The sequence below is a fragment of the Bradyrhizobium sp. CCBAU 25360 genome (assembly GCF_028128695.1).
Taxonomy (GTDB): Bacteria; Pseudomonadota; Alphaproteobacteria; order Rhizobiales; family Xanthobacteraceae; genus Bradyrhizobium; species Bradyrhizobium ottawaense.
In genome coordinates this window covers 600,680-618,802 of the sequence record NZ_LBJA01000043.1, presented here as the reverse complement: position 1 = coordinate 618,802, position 18,123 = coordinate 600,680, and the positions used below count along the sequence as shown (strand labels likewise).

17 protein-coding genes are annotated in these 18,123 nt (G+C 61.1%); 11 read left to right on the top strand and 6 right to left on the bottom strand.

Going from position 1 to position 18,123, the window contains the following annotated elements:
• Positions 1-272 precede the first annotated feature (272 nt).
• Positions 273-599: an Ig-like domain-containing protein gene (locus tag XH81_RS29830; protein ID WP_244439148.1), complete on the bottom strand. Its 327-nt coding sequence runs from the start codon at positions 597-599 to the stop codon at positions 273-275.
• Positions 600-1,004: 405 nt separating this feature from the next.
• On the opposite strand from XH81_RS29830, the gene XH81_RS29825 reads away from it, so the two are divergent.
• Positions 1,005-1,451, top strand: coding sequence for a hypothetical protein (locus XH81_RS29825; RefSeq protein ID WP_244439147.1), 447 nt, complete (start codon positions 1,005-1,007; stop codon positions 1,449-1,451).
• A gap of 3 nt (positions 1,452-1,454) precedes the next feature.
• Here XH81_RS29825 and XH81_RS29820 read toward each other — a convergent pair whose 3' ends face one another.
• The gene (locus XH81_RS29820; RefSeq protein WP_028142320.1) at positions 1,455-2,117 is read right to left on the bottom strand and encodes a hypothetical protein; all 663 of its coding nucleotides are present in this window, start codon (positions 2,115-2,117) and stop codon (positions 1,455-1,457) included.
• A gap of 62 nt (positions 2,118-2,179) precedes the next feature.
• The gene (locus XH81_RS29815) at positions 2,180-2,917 is read right to left on the bottom strand and encodes a metallophosphoesterase family protein (RefSeq protein WP_028142321.1); all 738 of its coding nucleotides are present in this window, start codon (positions 2,915-2,917) and stop codon (positions 2,180-2,182) included.
• 193 nt (positions 2,918-3,110) lie between these two features.
• Between XH81_RS29815 and XH81_RS29810 the strand changes: the two genes are divergently transcribed.
• Positions 3,111-3,737: a transglutaminase-like cysteine peptidase gene (locus tag XH81_RS29810; protein ID WP_038949591.1), complete on the top strand. Its 627-nt coding sequence runs from the start codon at positions 3,111-3,113 to the stop codon at positions 3,735-3,737.
• A gap of 11 nt (positions 3,738-3,748) precedes the next feature.
• Here XH81_RS29810 and XH81_RS29805 read toward each other — a convergent pair whose 3' ends face one another.
• The 3 genes from XH81_RS29805 to XH81_RS29795 all read right to left on the bottom strand — a co-directional run bounded on the left by XH81_RS29805 (position 3,749) and on the right by XH81_RS29795 (position 5,966).
• Entirely contained in the window at positions 3,749-5,020 is a 1,272-nt protein-coding gene (locus XH81_RS29805; RefSeq protein ID WP_038949592.1) for a hypothetical protein, read from the bottom strand.
• A gap of 156 nt (positions 5,021-5,176) precedes the next feature.
• Positions 5,177-5,452: a hypothetical protein gene (locus XH81_RS29800; protein WP_038949593.1), complete on the bottom strand. Its 276-nt coding sequence runs from the start codon at positions 5,450-5,452 to the stop codon at positions 5,177-5,179.
• A 76-nt stretch (positions 5,453-5,528) separates the two neighbouring features.
• The gene (locus XH81_RS29795) at positions 5,529-5,966 is read right to left on the bottom strand and encodes a hypothetical protein (RefSeq protein WP_271596490.1); all 438 of its coding nucleotides are present in this window, start codon (positions 5,964-5,966) and stop codon (positions 5,529-5,531) included.
• Positions 5,967-6,374: 408 nt separating this feature from the next.
• On the opposite strand from XH81_RS29795, the gene XH81_RS29790 reads away from it, so the two are divergent.
• The 9 genes from XH81_RS29790 (at position 6,375) to XH81_RS29750 (ending at position 18,121) form a co-directional block, all read left to right on the top strand.
• The gene (locus tag XH81_RS29790) at positions 6,375-7,577 is read left to right on the top strand and encodes a polysaccharide biosynthesis/export family protein (RefSeq protein WP_028142326.1); all 1,203 of its coding nucleotides are present in this window, start codon (positions 6,375-6,377) and stop codon (positions 7,575-7,577) included.
• Between the two features lie 8 nt (positions 7,578-7,585).
• Positions 7,586-8,323 (top strand): hypothetical protein, encoded by a 738-nt coding sequence (locus XH81_RS29785; protein WP_271596489.1) that lies wholly within the window; start codon positions 7,586-7,588, stop codon positions 8,321-8,323.
• A 31-nt stretch (positions 8,324-8,354) separates the two neighbouring features.
• A complete protein-coding gene (locus XH81_RS29780) occupies positions 8,355-9,857 on the top strand; it encodes an O-antigen ligase family protein (RefSeq protein ID WP_271596488.1) in 1,503 nt (500 codons plus the stop codon).
• A gap of 140 nt (positions 9,858-9,997) precedes the next feature.
• Positions 9,998-10,621, top strand: a complete 624-nt coding sequence (locus XH81_RS29775; protein WP_271596487.1) for a hypothetical protein — start codon at positions 9,998-10,000, stop codon at positions 10,619-10,621.
• Positions 10,622-10,904: 283 nt separating this feature from the next.
• Complete coding sequence (locus tag XH81_RS29770; protein ID WP_271596486.1) at positions 10,905-13,172, top strand: polysaccharide biosynthesis tyrosine autokinase; 2,268 nt, start codon at positions 10,905-10,907, stop codon at positions 13,170-13,172.
• A gap of 172 nt (positions 13,173-13,344) precedes the next feature.
• Positions 13,345-13,929 (top strand): hypothetical protein, encoded by a 585-nt coding sequence (locus tag XH81_RS29765; protein ID WP_271596485.1) that lies wholly within the window; start codon positions 13,345-13,347, stop codon positions 13,927-13,929.
• 340 nt (positions 13,930-14,269) lie between these two features.
• Positions 14,270-15,835 carry an FAD-dependent oxidoreductase gene (locus XH81_RS29760; protein ID WP_271596484.1) on the top strand — a complete coding sequence of 522 codons (1,566 nt, stop codon included), beginning with the start codon at positions 14,270-14,272 and terminating at the stop codon, positions 15,833-15,835.
• Positions 15,835-16,779 (top strand): aldo/keto reductase, encoded by a 945-nt coding sequence (locus XH81_RS29755; RefSeq protein WP_271596483.1) that lies wholly within the window; start codon positions 15,835-15,837, stop codon positions 16,777-16,779. Before XH81_RS29760 ends, XH81_RS29755 begins: the two co-directional genes overlap by 1 nt.
• Positions 16,769-18,121, top strand: coding sequence for a lipopolysaccharide biosynthesis protein (locus XH81_RS29750; RefSeq protein WP_271596482.1), 1,353 nt, complete (start codon positions 16,769-16,771; stop codon positions 18,119-18,121). The genes XH81_RS29755 and XH81_RS29750 overlap by 11 nt, the downstream gene beginning before the upstream one ends.
• Positions 18,122-18,123: the final 2 nt, after the last annotated feature.

Below are 18,123 nucleotides of genomic sequence, written 5' to 3'. Positions count from 1 at the left end.
AAACGACCAGTTCTGATCGCCATTGCGTTGCTTGTGCCCGCCGCTGCCTGGGCCCAGGGCGTCAACGATCCTTCGACGCCCAACCGCAACGTGACCATTGTCAATCCGTCGCAGCCCGCGCCGCCCAACGCGACGCGTAACATCCCGAGCCGGATCGAGCCCCCCGTGACGAGGGGCGGCGGATACGCCCGACCCTATCACGGGAATAGAACCCGGGGCAGTGGCTCGAGCCGCCGTTAGTCGCGCTGAACACCGCCAAGACGCAGGGCCGGCTATTGCGGATTGACCTCGACCTCCAGTGTCGATGTCCCCGCAACCTGACGGTTCTTGCCCGAGATCAGCAGCGTGAACTTGTCGCTGCCGGGCGCCTCGGCTTCTGCCGAATAGCGGAAGCCGGACCCAACCACCGCCAATTGTCCCCGTGATGGCCCGCTCACGACCGATACCTTGAAGATCTGCATGTACGACCAGCGCAGGCCCTGGATGCACTCCGCGCCAGGCGCGATCGACATCGTCCATTTCACCGTATCGTGCGACAACGCGAACGGCGTCCGTTCCTTGATGCAGATGGGGCTCGCCTGCGCCGCGAGGCCAGACATGGCGGACGCCGCGAGGACAACACCTGACAGCAATACCGGTCTTGTACGCATTCTCGGCAACTCCACCAGCTTATGCCGAAATCTAACGGCGACGATTTAACGAGGTCTTGGAACGCAGCTGTTTGCCTTTGAGCCGCTCATCACACGTGGATCTCGGAAAGCGCGATCATCCGGTCGGCTCTCTCCAGATCCTGCCATCCTACCTCTGTTTTGCCCGACGGATCAAATCGGATTTCGGGAAAGGCGTAACTGATTGAAATGGTTGGCGCCGGCTACTGTGCATGGGGTTGTTTTCGACTTTTGATGGGACGGCGCAGCGTTCCTAAAATCTTGCAATTGGCAGCCGCATGAGATGAAGTTGAGGGGGCCGCTGGATGCTGCTCGGCCCGCTTGGGAGTCATCGGAGTGCGATACATTCGCCGCAAGTCCACATCGGATCGCTGGATATCCGGGCGCGCGCCGGTTCAGGCGGCCGTGGCCGCCGCTGTCGGATTCGCCCTCTCTGCCTACCCGCTCTCATGTCGTGCTCAGACTGAGCCGGAGCCATCCATCAACGACTATCTTCCACCAAGCGAGCCGGAAGTGACGCGCGACGAATGGCGGCAGCGGATCGAGGACGCACGGCGCCGAGCCAAGGAAGCTTCGCGCGAGCGGCGGGAGCATCCCGAGCTCTACAAGCCGATTCCGGAAGATCCGGACCTTGTCGCGACCGAACGCCTTCTCCGAGACGATAGCCTGCAGCGAGGCGATATCGTCACGACCAAGAAGGGCATGTTCGTCTATCAGGGGCGATCCGACCAACCGCGTCGCGATCAGGACTTCGTGCCGGTCAACCCGAAATCGGTGCGCTGAAATTCAGTACCGCCGCAAGATCTCGTTGAATTTGGGATCGGTCACTTTCGTGGTGTCGAGCAGCAGCGCCTTGCCTTGCGGAGTTGCCTGCACATAGGCCGCGATCAGCAGCGGCTCGTAACGCGAGCGATTGGCAAGCGCTGCGCGGATGTCGGATTGCGCCAGCAGCTTGATCTCCTCGTCCGTTGCAGCCGCGCCCGAGGTCACGGTCCGGACGCGAGCGAAGGCGACGTCGATCGGCACCGATCCGGTCAAGTAGGACATCTTCACAGCCGGCGTCGCCGCTTCGCCAGCCTGCGCCTGCAGCGTGCCGAGCGTGAGCCAGAGCGCGGGCCTGATTGGTGATACTTTCAAGGCAGCGACGACGGCGCTTTGGGCGGCCTTGTTCTCGCTGGCCCGCCCGGCCGCATCGGTTGAAGGACGGTGCAGAACGTCAGCGGCCAGTGCCGCCGCGTAGTTCGCGAGCAGGTCCCCATCCAGCGAAACCGATGCCAAGACACCGCCGGCGGCCAGCTTGGCCTTCTCGGGCGGAATCTCGCCCGAGAACAAATCACTCGCGCGAAAGTTCGGTCGGACGAGATCGCCGTAGAATTCTATGCCGGCATGAAGCGCCAGCACGATCGCGGTGCAGATGCCGATGACGCGAAGCAGGAACATGCGGTTCATGGTGAAATCGACGAGGCCTGTGAGGGCGAAGCGAGCACGGGATTGAAACGAGAGCAGGGCTCTTAAATTGCGAGCAGACTATCACCTTGGATCGTCAACAGCGTCAAGTTTCCGGTCGCATAGGCGCCGGTGTCGATGTTGATGCGGTTCGGGCGAATATCGGGCACGCTGACCGGCGTGTGACCGTGGACGATATATTTGCCGAAGCGCTCCTCGGACGCGAGGAATTCCTCGCGGATCCAGAGCAGGTCCTCATCCTTCTGGCGCTCGAGCGGCACACCAGGCTTGACGCCGGCATGGACAAAGAAGAAGTCGCCGCAGGTGAAAGACGAGGGCAATTGCTGCAGGAACGCCAGGTGCTCGGGCGGTAGTGCGCGCCTCAGTCCTTCGATCAGCTCGACCTGCTGCTCCGCGGACGGATTCATGGTCGGCGTGATGCCGTAGGAGACCAGCGTCAGGAGGCCGCCATAGTGGCGCCACTCCTGCAGGCGGGCCGGATCCTTGAGGACCTCGAGCAGGAAGATTTCGTGGTTGCCCTTGAGGCAAACCGTCTCGTGTGTTTTCGAGCGTTCGATCAACAGATCAAGAACGGCGCGCGAGTCCGGGCCGCGGTCGACGTAGTCGCCGAGAAAGACCTGGATGGCCCGTTCGGGGGCCGAGCGGGCCAGATCGACGTCGATGACGGTTAACAGCGATTGAAGCAGATCGGCGCGGCCGTGCACGTCGCCGATGGCATAGACGCGAACGCCGTCGGGAAGCCGAGGCTTGGTCTTCTTTCGAAAGCGTGAGGAAAGGCCCATCAGGTCGGTCGAATCGCTTCCAGCGTCACGAGCGGAACGTCGCGATGGCTCTTAGCAGAACAAGTCACACATCGGTATTCTTAATTGTTTCCGACCAAGGCGCCCGCATTTTGATTAAAGGATCGCGCGGCTTTTGAGCCGTATTTCAAGACGTCCCGCGTAGCGTCTCCCCAACAAGAACGGGGAGCGCGACATGCGCAAAGTTGTAAAGTTCCTGGCGGCCGTGGCCGCCATCGTCGTTGCTGCGGGGGTGCAGCAGCGCGCTGAAGCCGCATTCGTCGGTGCGCCTTTGGGGCTGCGCGGGGCCATCCAGTACATCAAGTTCGACCAGCCGACGCTGGCGCCAATGGCGTTCACGCTGTTTTGCCTGAAGTACAAGGACGAGTGCAAGCCGCGGCCGCAGCACATCGTGTTCAGGGGCGGGCGCCTGAAGCTTACGGCGGAGCGGCTGGCGCAGATGCAAGAGGTCAACCAGAAGGTCAATACCGCCATCCGTCCCGAGGCCAATCTGGAAGGGCTGCGCGGCGAGAAGTGGCTGCTGCATCCGACCAGCGGCGACTGCAACGATTACGCTGTGACAAAACGCCACGAACTGATCGCCAAGGGCTTTCCGGCGCGCTCGGTGCTGCTCAGCGAGGTCGTGACCACCTGGGGCGAGCATCATCTCGTGGTCGTGGTTCGCACCTTCGCCGGCGATCTCGTGCTGGACAATCTCTCCGGCCACATTCTGCCGTGGTCGAAGAAGCCCTATCGCTGGGTCCGCATTCAGTCGCCCAAGAACCCGAACTATTGGGCCTCACTCGGCGATCGCGCGGTCTGATCACCCGCGCTCTATCGTGATCCGGATTGGCTGACGCTCTGCGACAGCCCCAGTCCCACGATCACTGCAAGGCACAGGATTGCTGCGGGCCGCAGCAATCCGGGCCCTGCGAAGCTCTGAACCAGCGCAAACAAAACACAGGCTGCGGCGGCCGCAGGGAAGAACGAGTCGCGTCCGCGCTGCAAGGCGCCGAAGAACAGGCGCAACAGCGCGATCGAGCTCACCGCCAGAGCGGCCGCCAGGCCGATCCATCCCGTGCCAGCAAAGACCGCCGTGGCTGTCGACGGCGCGGTCAAAGCGGCTCCGACATCGCTCTGGTAGATCCGGCCCACCGCAGCAAAGGTCCCGGCGCCCGCGCCGAACCAGCGCGTGTCGGTCAACATCCGCTCCAGCGCGGCCCGCGTTTCAGCCCCCACATCCGGGACGAGCCGCAAGAGGACCGGTCCGGAGCCCTTTTCGAACAGGAATGACAGGACGATCGCAGCCCCGATCAAGGCGGCGGCCGACAAGGCGCCCGCTGCGAGCGGTGATAGATCGAGCCTGCGAATGACGAGGATCAGCAGGATCAGCACAATGCCAAAGCTTGCTGCGATCGCGCTGTTCGTGCCCGACAGGCCGAACACCGCAAGCGCGCTTGCCAGTGTGCCCATAAGCCCGCAAAGGCCGATCGCCACCGAGCGAAGGACCGAGTGATGCGTCTCGGCCCGTTCGGCAGCGAGCTGCATCACCGCCAGATTGAGCATGAGACCGAGGCCGGCCATGGTTGCCGTGAGATCAGCGGGAACGGTCGCCGCAAGCGCCGGCGACAGCCGATGCAGGTCCAACATCAAGGCGGAGACCGCGGTTACGCCGCTCAGCACAAAGAGAACCAGCTCGGCACGGCTGCGGTTGCGGACCACCAGGATGGTGACGCCGAGCAACGAGATCGCCGCAAGCGCCAGCAGCAGCGCGCTGACGGTCAGGCCGATATCGGCCGTGATCGGTCCGAACGGCAGGCCACCTACGGCATCGTGCGTGCTGGCCCAGATCGGATGGGCAAAGCTCAGTGGAAGAGGGGCGAGTTGGGCCGCGATGGACAGCGGAATGGCGATCGGGATCCAGCGGCCCCAGGAGGTCGCGCGGACATAGTGGTCGTAATCGGCTTTTCGCGCGCTCGTGGTGGCCGCCAACAAGCTTAGCGCGGCGGCCATCGTCCCGAGATACGCACCGAACTTGGCGCCGGCGATTTCGAGAGCGGAAGCGGAGACGATGGAAACGATGAGGGCAAAATAAGCGAGGGACAAACGGCGCGCTCGAAGGGAATCCTGAAACGGTCAGGTCACCATACAAGCGAGCGGGTGGTTTTCAAACAGAGGCCTGCCTCGGTCCAACGCTTAAACCTTAAACCGTGAACCTTGGGCCATTTGCGCGCGGGCTCGTCGCGGCGTTGATCGGCGAGATCAGCGGGTGGCCTTGATCGGACGGCCGAAGACGCGGGCGGCACGTGCGGCGGCAAGGCCAAAGCGCGCCGCCGAGCCGAAGAGATAGCCGCCCTGAAGGGCGATGGCCGCGAGTGCCACGCCTTTGAGGCTCTCGAGCAACGTGAGATCGAGCATCAAGCCGACCGGGACGGCGGTGAGCACCATGACGAAGGTCAACGGCAGCAGGACCAGGACGCGAAAGCGTTGGCCCAGTACGGCACCTACGAGAAAGCTGAAAATCAAAAGCGCGGTCATCCGAAACACTCTCCGTGCTTCGGACCCTAGGTTCCCCACCCTAAAAAGACCCTTAAGCTGTATGGCTAAATTTGGCCTATTGGCTGCAATTTGCCAGCAGCGAATGATAGGCCTCCCGCAAGCCGTTCAGGGCCACCACGCCCTTGATCTCGCTGTCGCTTTCCCTGACCACCACCGACAGCGAGGCCGTCGTCTGCCACTTGCCGGCGGCAAAGGCCGAAACCTCGTCGGGCAGCAGCACCGCGGCGCCTGCGGCCGCCATGCTGGCGTCAAAGGTCAGGGTACCGCCGCCGCTCGCGGCGATGGTGACCTTGGGGTGGCTCCGCGGCGGGAACGGCCGGATCAGGGCCACCAGCACGTCGATCTTGCCCTTTGGCGCACAGCGGACGATGAGGCCGGCAAAGTCCGGGTCGGATTGGGTGGTATCCGCGGTCTTCGTGATGGCCGCGAAGCTTTCGCCATCCTTGCCCCCTTGCGTGCGGCTGAACTTCCAGACGGAGGAGGGGGCGGCCACCTCGACAATGGGTGCGCCCTGGCACGAGGACCGCGCGCTGCCAGCGCAGGAGGTAGCAGAGCCCCAGGGGCGATCAGCCGCGCCAAGGAGGGAGCCTGCCAACAGCGGGACAAGAAGGAGGCCAGACAATGGGAGTTCCTATCCTTAACGGCCCAGACTTAGCAGAGCGGCCAGAGGTCAAGAAGCCTCGCGCTCGACACACGGAGCCCTTGAGTTGGGCGGTTTGCTCGCCGACCGGGCACACGAAATACAACAAATGGTCACAAAGGGTTAAACCAAGCCCCAAAGAGTGGCCCGCACGCAACAGTAGCCGACCGATCGCTCCATTAACCACCGGGAACCCTTGTCGCACCACCCCCTAGGCCGTACCAATCAGGGCTAATTGGGGTCTCTTGGGGCGCGCGATTCATGCATTCCTTTGCCAAGTCTTATTTATTCAAGCCAGCGCTCCTGATGGCCGCTTTGGCGCTCGGAGCGTGCTCGACCAATCCCGGCTCGGGTCCGCTGACGGACGACGTCAACAACAAGATTCAGACTGAAAACGCTCCCGCTTACGAGCTGGTGCCGCTCAATCCGGCCACGGTGAAGATCCTGCACACCCATGAGCCCAAGGGGCTCGCGGGGGCGTTCACGGACAAGCGGCCGCCGGCCAGCATCGTATTCGGCATCGGCGACGTCGTCAGCGTCACTATCTTCGAAGCCGCGGCAGGCGGTCTGTTCATTCCGGCGGAAGCCGGCGTCCGCCCGGGCAACTATGTGACGATCCCGGATCAGTCGGTCGACAATGACGGCTTCATCACGGTGCCCTATGCCGGCCAGATCAAGGCCGCGGGGCTTACGGCGGTGCAGATCCAGCGCGCGATCATCGACAAGATCGGCAACCGCGCCATCGAGCCGCAGGCGGTCGTCGCGATGTCCTCGCAGCGCACCCAGCTCATCAGCGTGCTCGGCGAAGTCAATTCGCCGGCGCGTTACCCCGCGAGCGCGGCGGGCGCAAAGGACAAGGTGCTCGATGCGATCACCCGCGCCGGCGGCATCAAGGGCCAGGGCTTCGAGACCTGGGTCATGCTGGAGCGCGGCGGACGGCGGGCCACCGTGCCGTTCGAAAATCTCGTGATGGCGCCCGAGAACAACGTCTATGTTCGCCCCGACGACAGCATCTACGTCTATCGCGAGCAGCAGAAGTTCCTGGCGTTCGGCGCCAGCGGCCAGAGCGGCGAGTTCAACTTCGATGCCTGGCGCATCAACCTCGGCGAAGCCATGGGCAAGGCCGGCGGTCTTCTCGATGGCCAAGCCGATCCGGCCGCCGTGTACATGTATCGCCGCGAGCCGCGCGAGGTTGCGGCCCAGCTCGGTATCGACGTGAGCAAGTACACTTCCGAGACCGTTCCGGTCATCTTCAACGTGAACCTCCGCGATCCCGGCGGCTTCTTCCTTACCACCAAGGTCATGATGAAGAACGGCGACGTGATCTACGTCTCGAACTCCCGCAACGTCGAAGTTACGAAATTCCTGCAGTTCCTGCGCGTGATCATGGCCACCGGCTCGGATGCGGTGAATCTCTCCAACGACGCCCTGATCTTCCGCAACAACGTCAAGCTGGCGCCGTAAAGGCCGACTTGATCGACCAGAAGCGATGGCACCGGGGCTTTGTCCCGGTGCCATTTTCGTTTAGCAAGCGGTTCTGCTGCCGCTACCAATTCGGGATTGGGTCAAAGCGCCACTGGGCACGGCGCGCCGATCATCGGTCACCCCGCATTGTTGCAAGGGGCTTCATGCGCTTTCGGACACTTTGCCGTCTTTTGGCTCTCGTCCCCGTCGGCTTCGGGCTTGCACCGCTCGGGCAGGCTCTCGGCGCTGCTGCAGAGCTAGGCGTCCGCCACCGCATCGACGTGATGGTCTCCGCGGAGCCTGACGCTCCTGTCTTGTCGCGCCTCAAGGGCGCCAAGGGCGAGCTGTCCTTCACGGTCCGGCTGTCGGCGAACTCCAAGGAGAGCAAGTTCTTCGGGATGCTGCGTCCGTCCTTCCCGGATATCGCTGTCCCCGATGGTGCGGGAAAGCCGCTGGTCCAGCAGACCAAGCTATGGGAGGAGGAGGTCTGCCATCAGCGCCGTGGCCTGCCCAAAGTCACGGTGACGCAGCTCGGCGGGCATTTCGGCGAGGGGGAGGGGCGGATCGAGATTTCCGCCATCAACCGGCACATCGGCGTCCTGGTCCCGCCCGACGAATTAACCCCTGGAATAAAACTCGATCCGGGCAGTGATAGCTTTGGAGTATTCTTGGCATTCCGGGCGCAGACCCGGAACAGCCGCCTCAACGTGGATCTGAAGATCTATCCGATCGATTGCTTCCTCTAAGCTCAAGCAAGGCCCGCCTTAAGACAGCACGATGCGCCTTTGGCCTCCCAACATAGACTGGTTCAGGATTCGTTGGTCATGGAGCCTGCCCGCGACCTTCATCCTGTTCTTTGTGGTGGCCGGCGCGCCGTTCCCGTTCGGCTCGACCAATGATCTGTCGATCGCGTTCTGGTGCCTGTGCCTCGGGGTAGCGGTGATCGTCGCGCCGACGCGCGATCTGCGGGCACCGCATCTGTGGCTGCTCGCCGGCATCGGCGTGATCGTTGCGGCTTACGCCTTCGTGCTGCACGAGCAGCTCTCCGACCATCCCTGGATTGCGCCATTCCAGCCGATCTGGAAGCAGGCCGCGGATCTGCTGGGCGTGCCGATCGCTCCTTCGGCTTCCATCGTGAAGAACGAGGCGTTCTTCGCGCTCGGCGCGCCGCTCGCCAACATCCTCGCGATCGTTCTGGGCATCACTGTCGGAGCGAACCGCGATCGCGCCCGCCGCCTGCTCTGGGTGATCGCGATCTCCGGTGCGGCCTACGCCCTCTACGGCGTGCTCTCGTTCCTGATCGAGCCCACCATGATCCTGTGGCGGGACAAGACGGCGTATCTCGGCAGCGTCACCGGCACCTTCATCAACCGCAACACCGCGGCGGCCTATTTCGGCTCCTGCGCGGTGATCTGGATGCTGCTGATCCTGGAGGATGTCCGCCGCCGGCTTCCTGAGCGGCACATCGAATGGAAACGCCTGTCGCTCGACGTGCGCACGATCCCGCCAAAAGAGATCCTGCCGCAGCTTGGCTGCCTGCTGATCTGCCTGATGGCGATGTTCATGACGACCTCGCGTGCCGGCGTCGGCCTGTCGCTGCTGGCGATGATCGTCTCGTTCACGCTCTTCCTCCGAAAAGACCTGCCGCCGCGCACCGGCATCTGGATCTCGCTGGGCTCGGGCCTCGCCGTCGCGCTCGGCCTCTTGCAGCTGCTCGGCGGCCGCGTCTCCAGCCGCTTCGACAGCCAGGGCCTGGTCGACGAAGGCCGCATCGAGGCCTGGAAATCGACGCTGCGGATCATCGGCGACAATCCCTGGTTCGGCACCGGCATGGGCACCTTCCAATGGGCCTTTCCGCCGTATCGCAGCCCCAACATCTCGATTCGCGGAATCTGGGACGCCGCGCATTCGACGCCGTTGGAGCTTGCCTCCGAGGTGGGCATTCCGATGGCGCTGCTGGTGGCGCTCGGCTGGGCCATCATGCTGCTGGTGCTGGCCAGGGGCGTGTTCGGACGCCGGCGCGATGCCATCATCCCGCTGGCGGCGGTGGCGACCGCGACGCTGTCGCTGCTGCATTCGTGCCTCGACTTCACGCTTCAGGTGCCCGGTTACAGCATTCCATTCTTTGCGCTTTTCGGCGCGGGCCTGGCGCAATCCTTCCGCACCAAGGAGGCCCGGCCGATGGCGGAGGCGGGCGCTACCAGCCGGCGAGGCGAGGGTCGTCCGACAACCGCGGACGCAGCCCCGAGCCCGGTGCCTCAGCTTCACAAAAGTGTCTAGATTTGAAGCAGTTGCGTCGTTTACGAAGTCTTTAGAATAAGTGGACAGCTCTTTTCTCTTCGGTTAGGTTCCGCACTGCACAGCCATTTGCCCGGGCCGAGGAAGCACATCGGGGCAGCTGATTTTTTGGAGGTTGATTTATGAGCGTTATCAGGATTGCGCTTCGCATGGCTGCCGCCGTGGCCCTCGCCGCGACGATCTCGTCGGCCGCCAGCGCCGCCGTCTACCCGCCGCAGCGCCAGCTGCCGGCCACCGTCATTTCCGACTTCAAGGCTTCCCCCAACAGCCTGCTGCAGCAATATCCGACCGGTGGCCCGCAGCTGATCTCGCGCGTGCGCGACCTCGGCGCCTCCGATCCGACCACGCTTCCCGGCCTGATCGCGCTGTTGAAGGATCCCGCGACCACCAAGGACCAGATGCGCGCGATCGTCGGCGGCCTCGCCCAGGTCGCCCGCATGGCGGCGTCGAGCGACCAGGCTTTCGCCAATGAGATCCAGGGCGCGATCGCCAACACCGGCAACGCCGACGTGATCGCTGCCTACCAGGCCGCGACCGGCGACGTCGCGATCGCCGCGACCGGCGGTGGCGGCGGCGGCGGCAGCTCCGGCTCGGGCGGACCGGTCGGCAATCCCGGCAACACCGGCGGCAGCGCGAACGGCGCACCGACCTTCGGTGGCCTGCACTATGCGACGACGGTCTCGCCGAACGCAACGGCCGGCGTGACGGGCACGACCAACGCCGCGAATCGGATCAGCACGCGCTGACCCGTATTTGCCCGGAGACGAAAAGCCTCCGCGCAGCCTCCTTCACGACCTAACCAAAGCGGCGCCATCGAGCGCCGCTTTCACGTTTGGGCCGTTAAGCTTCATGCAAAATGTCGTGCAAGCGGAGCTGTGCGCTGCATCATGCGCGTTCAATTGCGGACGGGATTGTGCTAGTGTTTCGCGGAGCGCGGGCTTTGGCATCAGGTTTGCTGCGGACGCATGCAGGCTTTCGGCGAACATTAATCCCAATAAGACACATCGATCCATTTTCAGGAATTGCTAGATGTTGCAGGTGAACAAGCCGACCTCGGAGATCAACCGTGATTTCGCCGAGGCCGACGGCTCGGCGTCGCAGACGCTGACCTCCTATCTCGACATTATCAGGCGCCAGTTCCCGACCATGGTCGCGATTGTCTCGGCTTGCGTGATCCTGGCGCTGCTCTATCTGTTCACCGCCGCGCCGCTGTTCACCTCGACAGCCTCGATGGTGATCGACACCCGCAAGGTGCAGCTGTTCCAGCAGCAATCCGTGCTCGGTGACATCGCAATCGATTCCGCGACGGTGGAGACGCAGGTCGAGATCCTGAAATCGGAGAACATCAGCCTCGCCGTGATCCGCGACCTGCATTTGATTGAGGACCCCGAGTTCACCGGCAGCGGAGGCGGCCTGCTCGGCACGATCATTGGGGCAGCGACGGGCCTGTTCTCATCAACTCGCGTCCCGTCCGAGTTTGAGCTAACGCGCAAGGCGCTTGGGCAGTTCGAGAAGAATCGGACCATCAAGCGGCTCGGCCTCACCTATGTGATGGAGATCGGCTTCACCTCGCGGGACCCGCAGAAAGCAGCGCGGATCGCCAACGCCGTTGCGGATGCCTATATCGTCGACCAGCTCGAGGCGAAGTACCAGGCGACCCGTCGCGCCAGCGTCTGGCTCCAGGACCGTATCAAGGAGCTGCGCACCCAGGCCTCCGCCGCACAGAAGGCGGTCGTCGATTTCAAGACCGCCAACAACATCATCGCCACCGGCAAGGGGCTGATGAACGAGCAGCAGCTTGCGGAGGTCAACAGTCAGCTGATCATGGCGCATGCGGCGACCGCCGAAGCCAAGGCGCGGCTGGACCGCTTGAACGATATCTTCAAGCAAGAGATTCCGGATGCCTCAGTGGCTGACGCGCTGAAGAACGACACCATTGTCAAACTGCGCGGGCAATATGTCGACCTGGCCTCCAAGGAGTCGATCTGGTCGATGAAATACGGTTCGGATCACTTGGCCGCGGTCAATCTGCGTCGGCAGATGGCCGAGATCAAGAAGAACATCATCGATGAGCTGAAGCGCATCCAGGAATCCTACAAGAGCGACTACGACATCGCGGTGACGCGCGAAGAAAGCATCAAGACCAGCCTCGCCAACGTCGTTTCGGAATCGCAGCTCACCAACCAGGCGCAGGTGCAGCTCCGCGAGCTTGAGAGCAACGCGCAGTCCTACCAGGCCATGTATGATAATTTCCTGCAGCGCTACATGGAGAGTGTGCAGCAGCAATCCTTCCCGATCACCGAGGCGCGGGTGATTAGCGCGGCGACCACGCCGCTGGTGAAGAGCTACCCGAAGACGCCGATCATCCTGGCCGTAAGTCTGTTCGGGGGTATGCTGCTGAGCTTCGGCGCCGCGATGGCGCGCGAATTCACAGACAAGGTGTTCCGCACGACCTCTCAGGTCGAGGAGCAACTCGGGGCCAATTGCATCGCCATCCTGCCCGCGCTCGGCAACACGGTCTCTGCGCAGGGACTTGGCGAAAAAGTGTTGGGCGGCAAGCTTGCCAGGAAGGGCAATCCGCAGCCCGATCTTCTTCGCTATGTCGTCGACAATCCGCTGTCGCGCTTCTCCGAGGCGGTGCGCTCGCTGAAGGTGGCGGTGGATCTCAACTCTATCGTGCGGGAAAACCGCGTGCTGGCAGTGACATCGACCCTGCCGAACGAGGGCAAGAGCACGCTCTCCACTAACCTAGCGCAGCTAATGGCGCATTCCGGCGCCAAGGTGATCCTGGTCGATGCCGACCTGCGCAACCCCTCGCTGTCGCGCGCGCTTAGGCCGGACGCGAAAGTCGGGCTGGTCGATTTGGTCGGGCAGAAGGTTCAGCTTCCGGATGCCGTCAGCCTCGACCCGCAGACCGGGCTCGCGGTGCTGCCGGCCGGCACCACCTCAAAGCTACTGCATACCAACGAGATACTGGCCTCCAAAGCCATGTACGAGGTGGTCAGCCTGCTGCGCTCGAAATATGATTACGTGGTGCTGGACATGCCGCCAATGGCTCCGGTGGTGGATGTGCGCGTCACCTCGCCCTTCGTCGATTCCTACGTCTTCGTAGTGGAGTGGGGCAAGACCAAGATAGATGTCGTGCGACACAATCTGCGCAATGCGCCGGAGATCCACGACAAGCTGCTCGGCGTCGTCCTGAACAAGGCTGACACCAAGGCCCTCGCGCGGTACGAGTCCTATCACGGCCGCTACTACTATCAGAAATACTACGCCCGTTATGGGTATGTCGAATAGCGCTCACTGGCTGGCAGTAACGACCCTTCGCAGCCATTTTCTGCTGTGCGGTCTGCTAGGCGTCATTTGGTCTTACGCTGCCTTGCCGTCGTTTCGGCTAACTGGGCCAGCCCGTAACGTTTCGGCGCGGATCATCGCGGAGGAGCGCTTCAAGCCGGGAGTCTTGCCGGAGATGCTTTCCCAAATGGAGGCTGCTCCTCCTCCCGGCATAGTGCAACCCGAGTATTATGAAGCCCAGGCGCTGATGGGACTAAGTACGGGCCAAATGGCCGCCCAGAGCAATAGCTCCGAGTTTGATCGCGAGATCAGTGGCGCGGAGCGCAGGCTCAGGGCTGCGCTTTCGGCCACCCCATCTAGCGCATTCCTTTGGCTGATGCTGTATTCAGTTGAGACAGCCCGCAATGGGTTTGACCGTGCGTACATCAGTCTTATTGAAAAGTCCTATATCGCCGGGCCGCATGAGGGGTGGATTGCGCTCCGACGCAATCGGCTGGCCCTGGCGGTATTTGCGCTGTTGAGCGATGTAACGCAGAAGGCCGTCGTTTCCGAATTTTCCGAGTTGGTTGACTCAGACTTCATTGACGCAGCAGCTATCAACCTGACCACTATCGGATGGGAACATCGCGCGTCGCTCCTTGCGGGATTAGAACAGGCCGATATCGCCAGCCGAGAGAGCTTAGCCCGCCGTTTATCGCGCGATGGCTTCGAGGTGGGAATCCCGGGTGTCGATCGCGACGATCGCCTATGGAGACGGTGAGAACATTAATGAAGCGGTCCTCAAGCTTTTGCGCTGCCCTGGAGGTAGAAGCGTGCGCGTATAACCAGCCCATGATTGCGGGCATACAGCCTTTGCGCGTGCCGATCTTGATATTCCACTGGGCAACGAAGTGTGCAGCCCATGGGTGTCGCTATCGATCATTCTCATTTTCTTTTTTGCGAGTGATCTTGGCTTCGTCATTGTCCCGGATAAGCGCATGACGATGTTGGCCTCTTCCGGCGAAACTGAGGAAGGTATTCGGATTTTCCGGAGCGCATGGGTCGTCGTGCTTGTACGCCCGACCGCGGCGAACATCGTTGCTGCGCCAACGAGTTGAGTCATGATTGTCGACGGATCTCAGCTTTCCGGCAGTGCTGATCAATTGGAGGCCGACGTCATAGTTGTCGGCGCAGGAGCCGTCGGACTCACGTTGGCAATTCGGCTGGCACAACTCGGCAAGTCAGTCGTCGTTCTAGAGGCAGGCGATACGTCTCCCAGCGTCGACTACATCCAGTCGAATGAAGGAATCAATTATGGCTTGCAGCATCGGGGCTTGCGCCAAGGCAGAATGAAGGCATTGGGAGGAACAACCCGCCTCTGGGGCGGACAATTGGTGCCGTTCGAAGCAAAGGACTTCGAGAGCCGCTCTTACGATGGCAAGAAACATTGGCCCGTATCGTACGCCGAGATCCAACCGTTCTTCAGTGAAGCTTTCGAGATCTTGGGCGTGGGAGAGGGGGTCCAAGACACGGAACGCGTTTGGCGAGCCGTAACAAAGAGACTTCCCGAATTTGGAAAAGACCTAACGTTGGGAATGAATCTCTGGCTGCCGCAGCCTGACTTCAGCCGGCTCTTTAGGCGCTGGTTGCATGACCCAAAGGGGCCGCAGATAGTCACCAACTCGGAAGTGAAGCGCCTGTTGTTCGAGGAGGGGCGTCGTGTTCGCGGACTTGAGGTTGCCATTGCCGGCGGCGAAGTCTGCCGCCTCGCCTGTCGGCAGCTCGTTCTCGCCAACGGCACATTTGAGGCGGTGCGTCTCCTGTTGCGCGCCGTCGAAACGCCCGGCTCTCCTCTTCAACATAATAAGAACGTAGGAAAGTTTTTCATCGACCATTTGCACGGAATTGCAGGAGCGATCGCTGTTAAGGATCAGAATCAGCTGCGCGATCTGTTTGATCACGTGTTCTACAACCGGCATAAATATAGTGTGAAAATTCGCACTACAGATGACTTTTCCGAGAGAATGAAGATTGCGAATTGCGTGGGCACCATCAACACACCCAATGGTGTAGGTTCGCTGTTTCGAGATTCGCTTATGTTGGCGCGGCGGATCGTCGACTTGTCGCAATGGCGGCAATCGCTGGCTGCAGCAAATGATGCCAGCAAAATGGCTCGCATTCTGCTCCCGCTTGCCTGGCGATACCTGATCGAACGCCGCGCGACCAGTTTGCTCGATAACGGCGTATTTCTCGGCCTCGAAATCGAGCAAATTCCTACCGCGGCGAGCTATATAAGGCTCGATGCGTCTCAACACCCAGATGATGCTCCGATTGCTCTCCACTGGGCATTCGATGGTCGGGAAATGCGAGCTGCCAACGAAGTCTGCAAGGCGATCGATGCAGAATTTCGCGCATCTGGTCTGGGCGAGATTCAAATCGATCCCCGCATCCTCGATGAAGACCAGACTTTTCTGACCAGCTGCCACGACTCTTATCACCATATGGGGGGCGCGTGTATGGGCGAGAATGCCGAGGAGGCTGTTGTGGATCGGAATTTGAAGGTGTTCGGCACTGACAATCTCTACGTCTCCGGCGCTGCGACCTTTCCTTCCGGAAGCTTCGCAAATCCTACGCTGACGGCAATCGCCTTCGGTATGAGGTTGGCAAAATCTCTTGGACAAATCTGATGTTGGATGGACAGATCGTCTTTGGGTGCGCGAGGCTGAAGGGAGGAGCTTATGAGCGAAACTCCGCTCGCTTAATCGAATATTGTCTGCGAGCAGGTATCCGCCATTTTGATACCGCGCCATCCTACGGAATGGGAACGGCGGAAAACGTTGTGGGGAATGTTGTTTCGGGGCTTCGTGATGTCTTCCTTTCCGCCAAAGTCGGTTCGGTTCGGCCAAACCACGCGATCCTTCGCACTTACGCGAGCGCTCTCAAGCGCTTAATGCTGGAGCGACCAAAGCGCTCTGGTCCGACCTCAGCTCCGCAATCTCGGGGAGCCTTCATCCATCAGCATAGATTCGACTACTCGCCGGTAGCGATAAGAGAGTCTCTGGATCGGACGCGTGGCCGTCTTCGCCGAGAGCGCTTGGACTATTTGTTCCTGCACGAAGTACCTTCTGTAGAGTTGATACGATCCGCTGTCGAAGTTCTCGAGCAAGAGAAGCGTCGGGGCGCCGCGGTGGAGATTGGGTACGCAAATGGTCGATGCTTCGATCGCGGCCTCGATGCGATGCTCCCATCCGGTTTTGTACCGCAGTTTGCGGCGCGGCCGTGTGATCTCCAGCTCGACGGTCCAGGGCTTTCTAAGCCTCACTTCCTGCATAGCATTGCTAGCGCTGGGTTTGCATTGCAAAAGTCGGATGCTGCGTTTGGCGACAAGATCAGCCGAATAGCAGTGCCATTAGCAACATCGGCGCGCTTGGATCTGGCTGCGGTCGAGATAGCGGTATTTTTCACTGTTCTGCATGCAGGCTTTCCCTCGGCAAAGCTGATATTCGCTTCGACTAGTCAGGAGCGTACCAGAGCTTTTGTGGAGGCTCTGGCTCTTATCGAGAACTCGATCGGTATTGCCGCTGTGCTGCGCGCCCTGTCCCTTTTAGAGGAGAGCGCCGGTGAATCTTAAGCGTGTGAGCATCGGCGTCGCCGCAAACGTCTATGACAAGCTGGTCATTGCTGGAGTACAGCTTCTCATCGTGCCCGTACTGGCTGTTCATTGGGGGGTAGAGGCATATGGAGCGTGGGTCATTCTTGCGGCGGTTCCAAGTTTCCTTTCTGTGAGCGACCTGGGATTTGCGACTGCTGCAGGCAATCAGATGACCATGCTTGCTGCACGCGGAAGACACGCTGACACAGTTCGCGTGTTTCAGAGTGCTTGGGTTGTCATTTTGGCGTCGTCGCTTCTCGCGGTCTTGGGAGCGCTGTTGATTGTCTGGGGTATTCCTTCTGCAGTGTGGCCAGGTTTCTCGTCGATGACGCCCAGCGCTACACGCGTTACGCTTTCGCTACTGATCGTGTACGCGATTGTTTCTCTTCAGGGTAGCATCTTCATGGCTGGGTTTAGGTGCGCTGGCTTATTTGCGCTGGGAGCATTTTGGTCTGCTAATACTATCTTGTTCGAGAATGTGTGTATGGTCGCCGTAGTCGTCCTGGGCTATGGGCCTGAGTATGCGGCTGTGACGCTCGTTGTGGCGCGCTTTCTTGCGCTTTTGGTCCAGAACCTCCTCTTAAGGATTAATGTTCCTTGGCTGAAGATCGGCTTTGAAAAGGCCGATCGAGTAGAGGCGCTTGGCCTCCTCAAGCCTGCTCTAGCGGTGCTTGCGGTTCCGCTTGGTCAGGCCGCATTCCTTCAGGGTACAACCCTGGCTCTCGGAGCCGCGCTCTCCAGCGCGGCTGTGCCGGTTTTCACCGCGACAAGAACTTTCTCGCGAATCGGCATTCAGCTCACGCAGTTGCTCACACACGCGATCATGCCCGAGTTTTCGGCCGCCGTCGCACGGAAGGACCGACGAAGCGAGTTTCTCATTGTGCTGTTAACCGTAAGCGTGGCGTTGGCTGTCGCGCTGCCATTCGCGATTCTATTAGTCCTGTTCGGTCCTCAGCTGATAGCCCTCTGGACTCGCCAACTCATTATTCCCAGCCGGGAGTTAGTCGCTCTGATGGCGCTGACGGTGGTGCTGGGGGGCTTCTGGAATCCCCTCTCGAACTTGATTTTGGCGATTAACCGCCATGCGGGGTTTGCTTTCCCATTTCTCCTTCTTAGCGCGTTGACGATGCCTGTAACTTTTGTCTGTTCTCGAATAATGGGTCCGACGGGTGCCGCGTTATCAGTCGCGTTTCTTGATGTGATCATGTGCTTGGTCATTGCGAAGCAGGCGAGGAGGCTGTTTTACCGCCCCGACAATCCATTGCAGGCGGTGGGGGCCTATTTAGCAGGCGGCCTAACCCGATTGAAGTCTTGGCATTGATC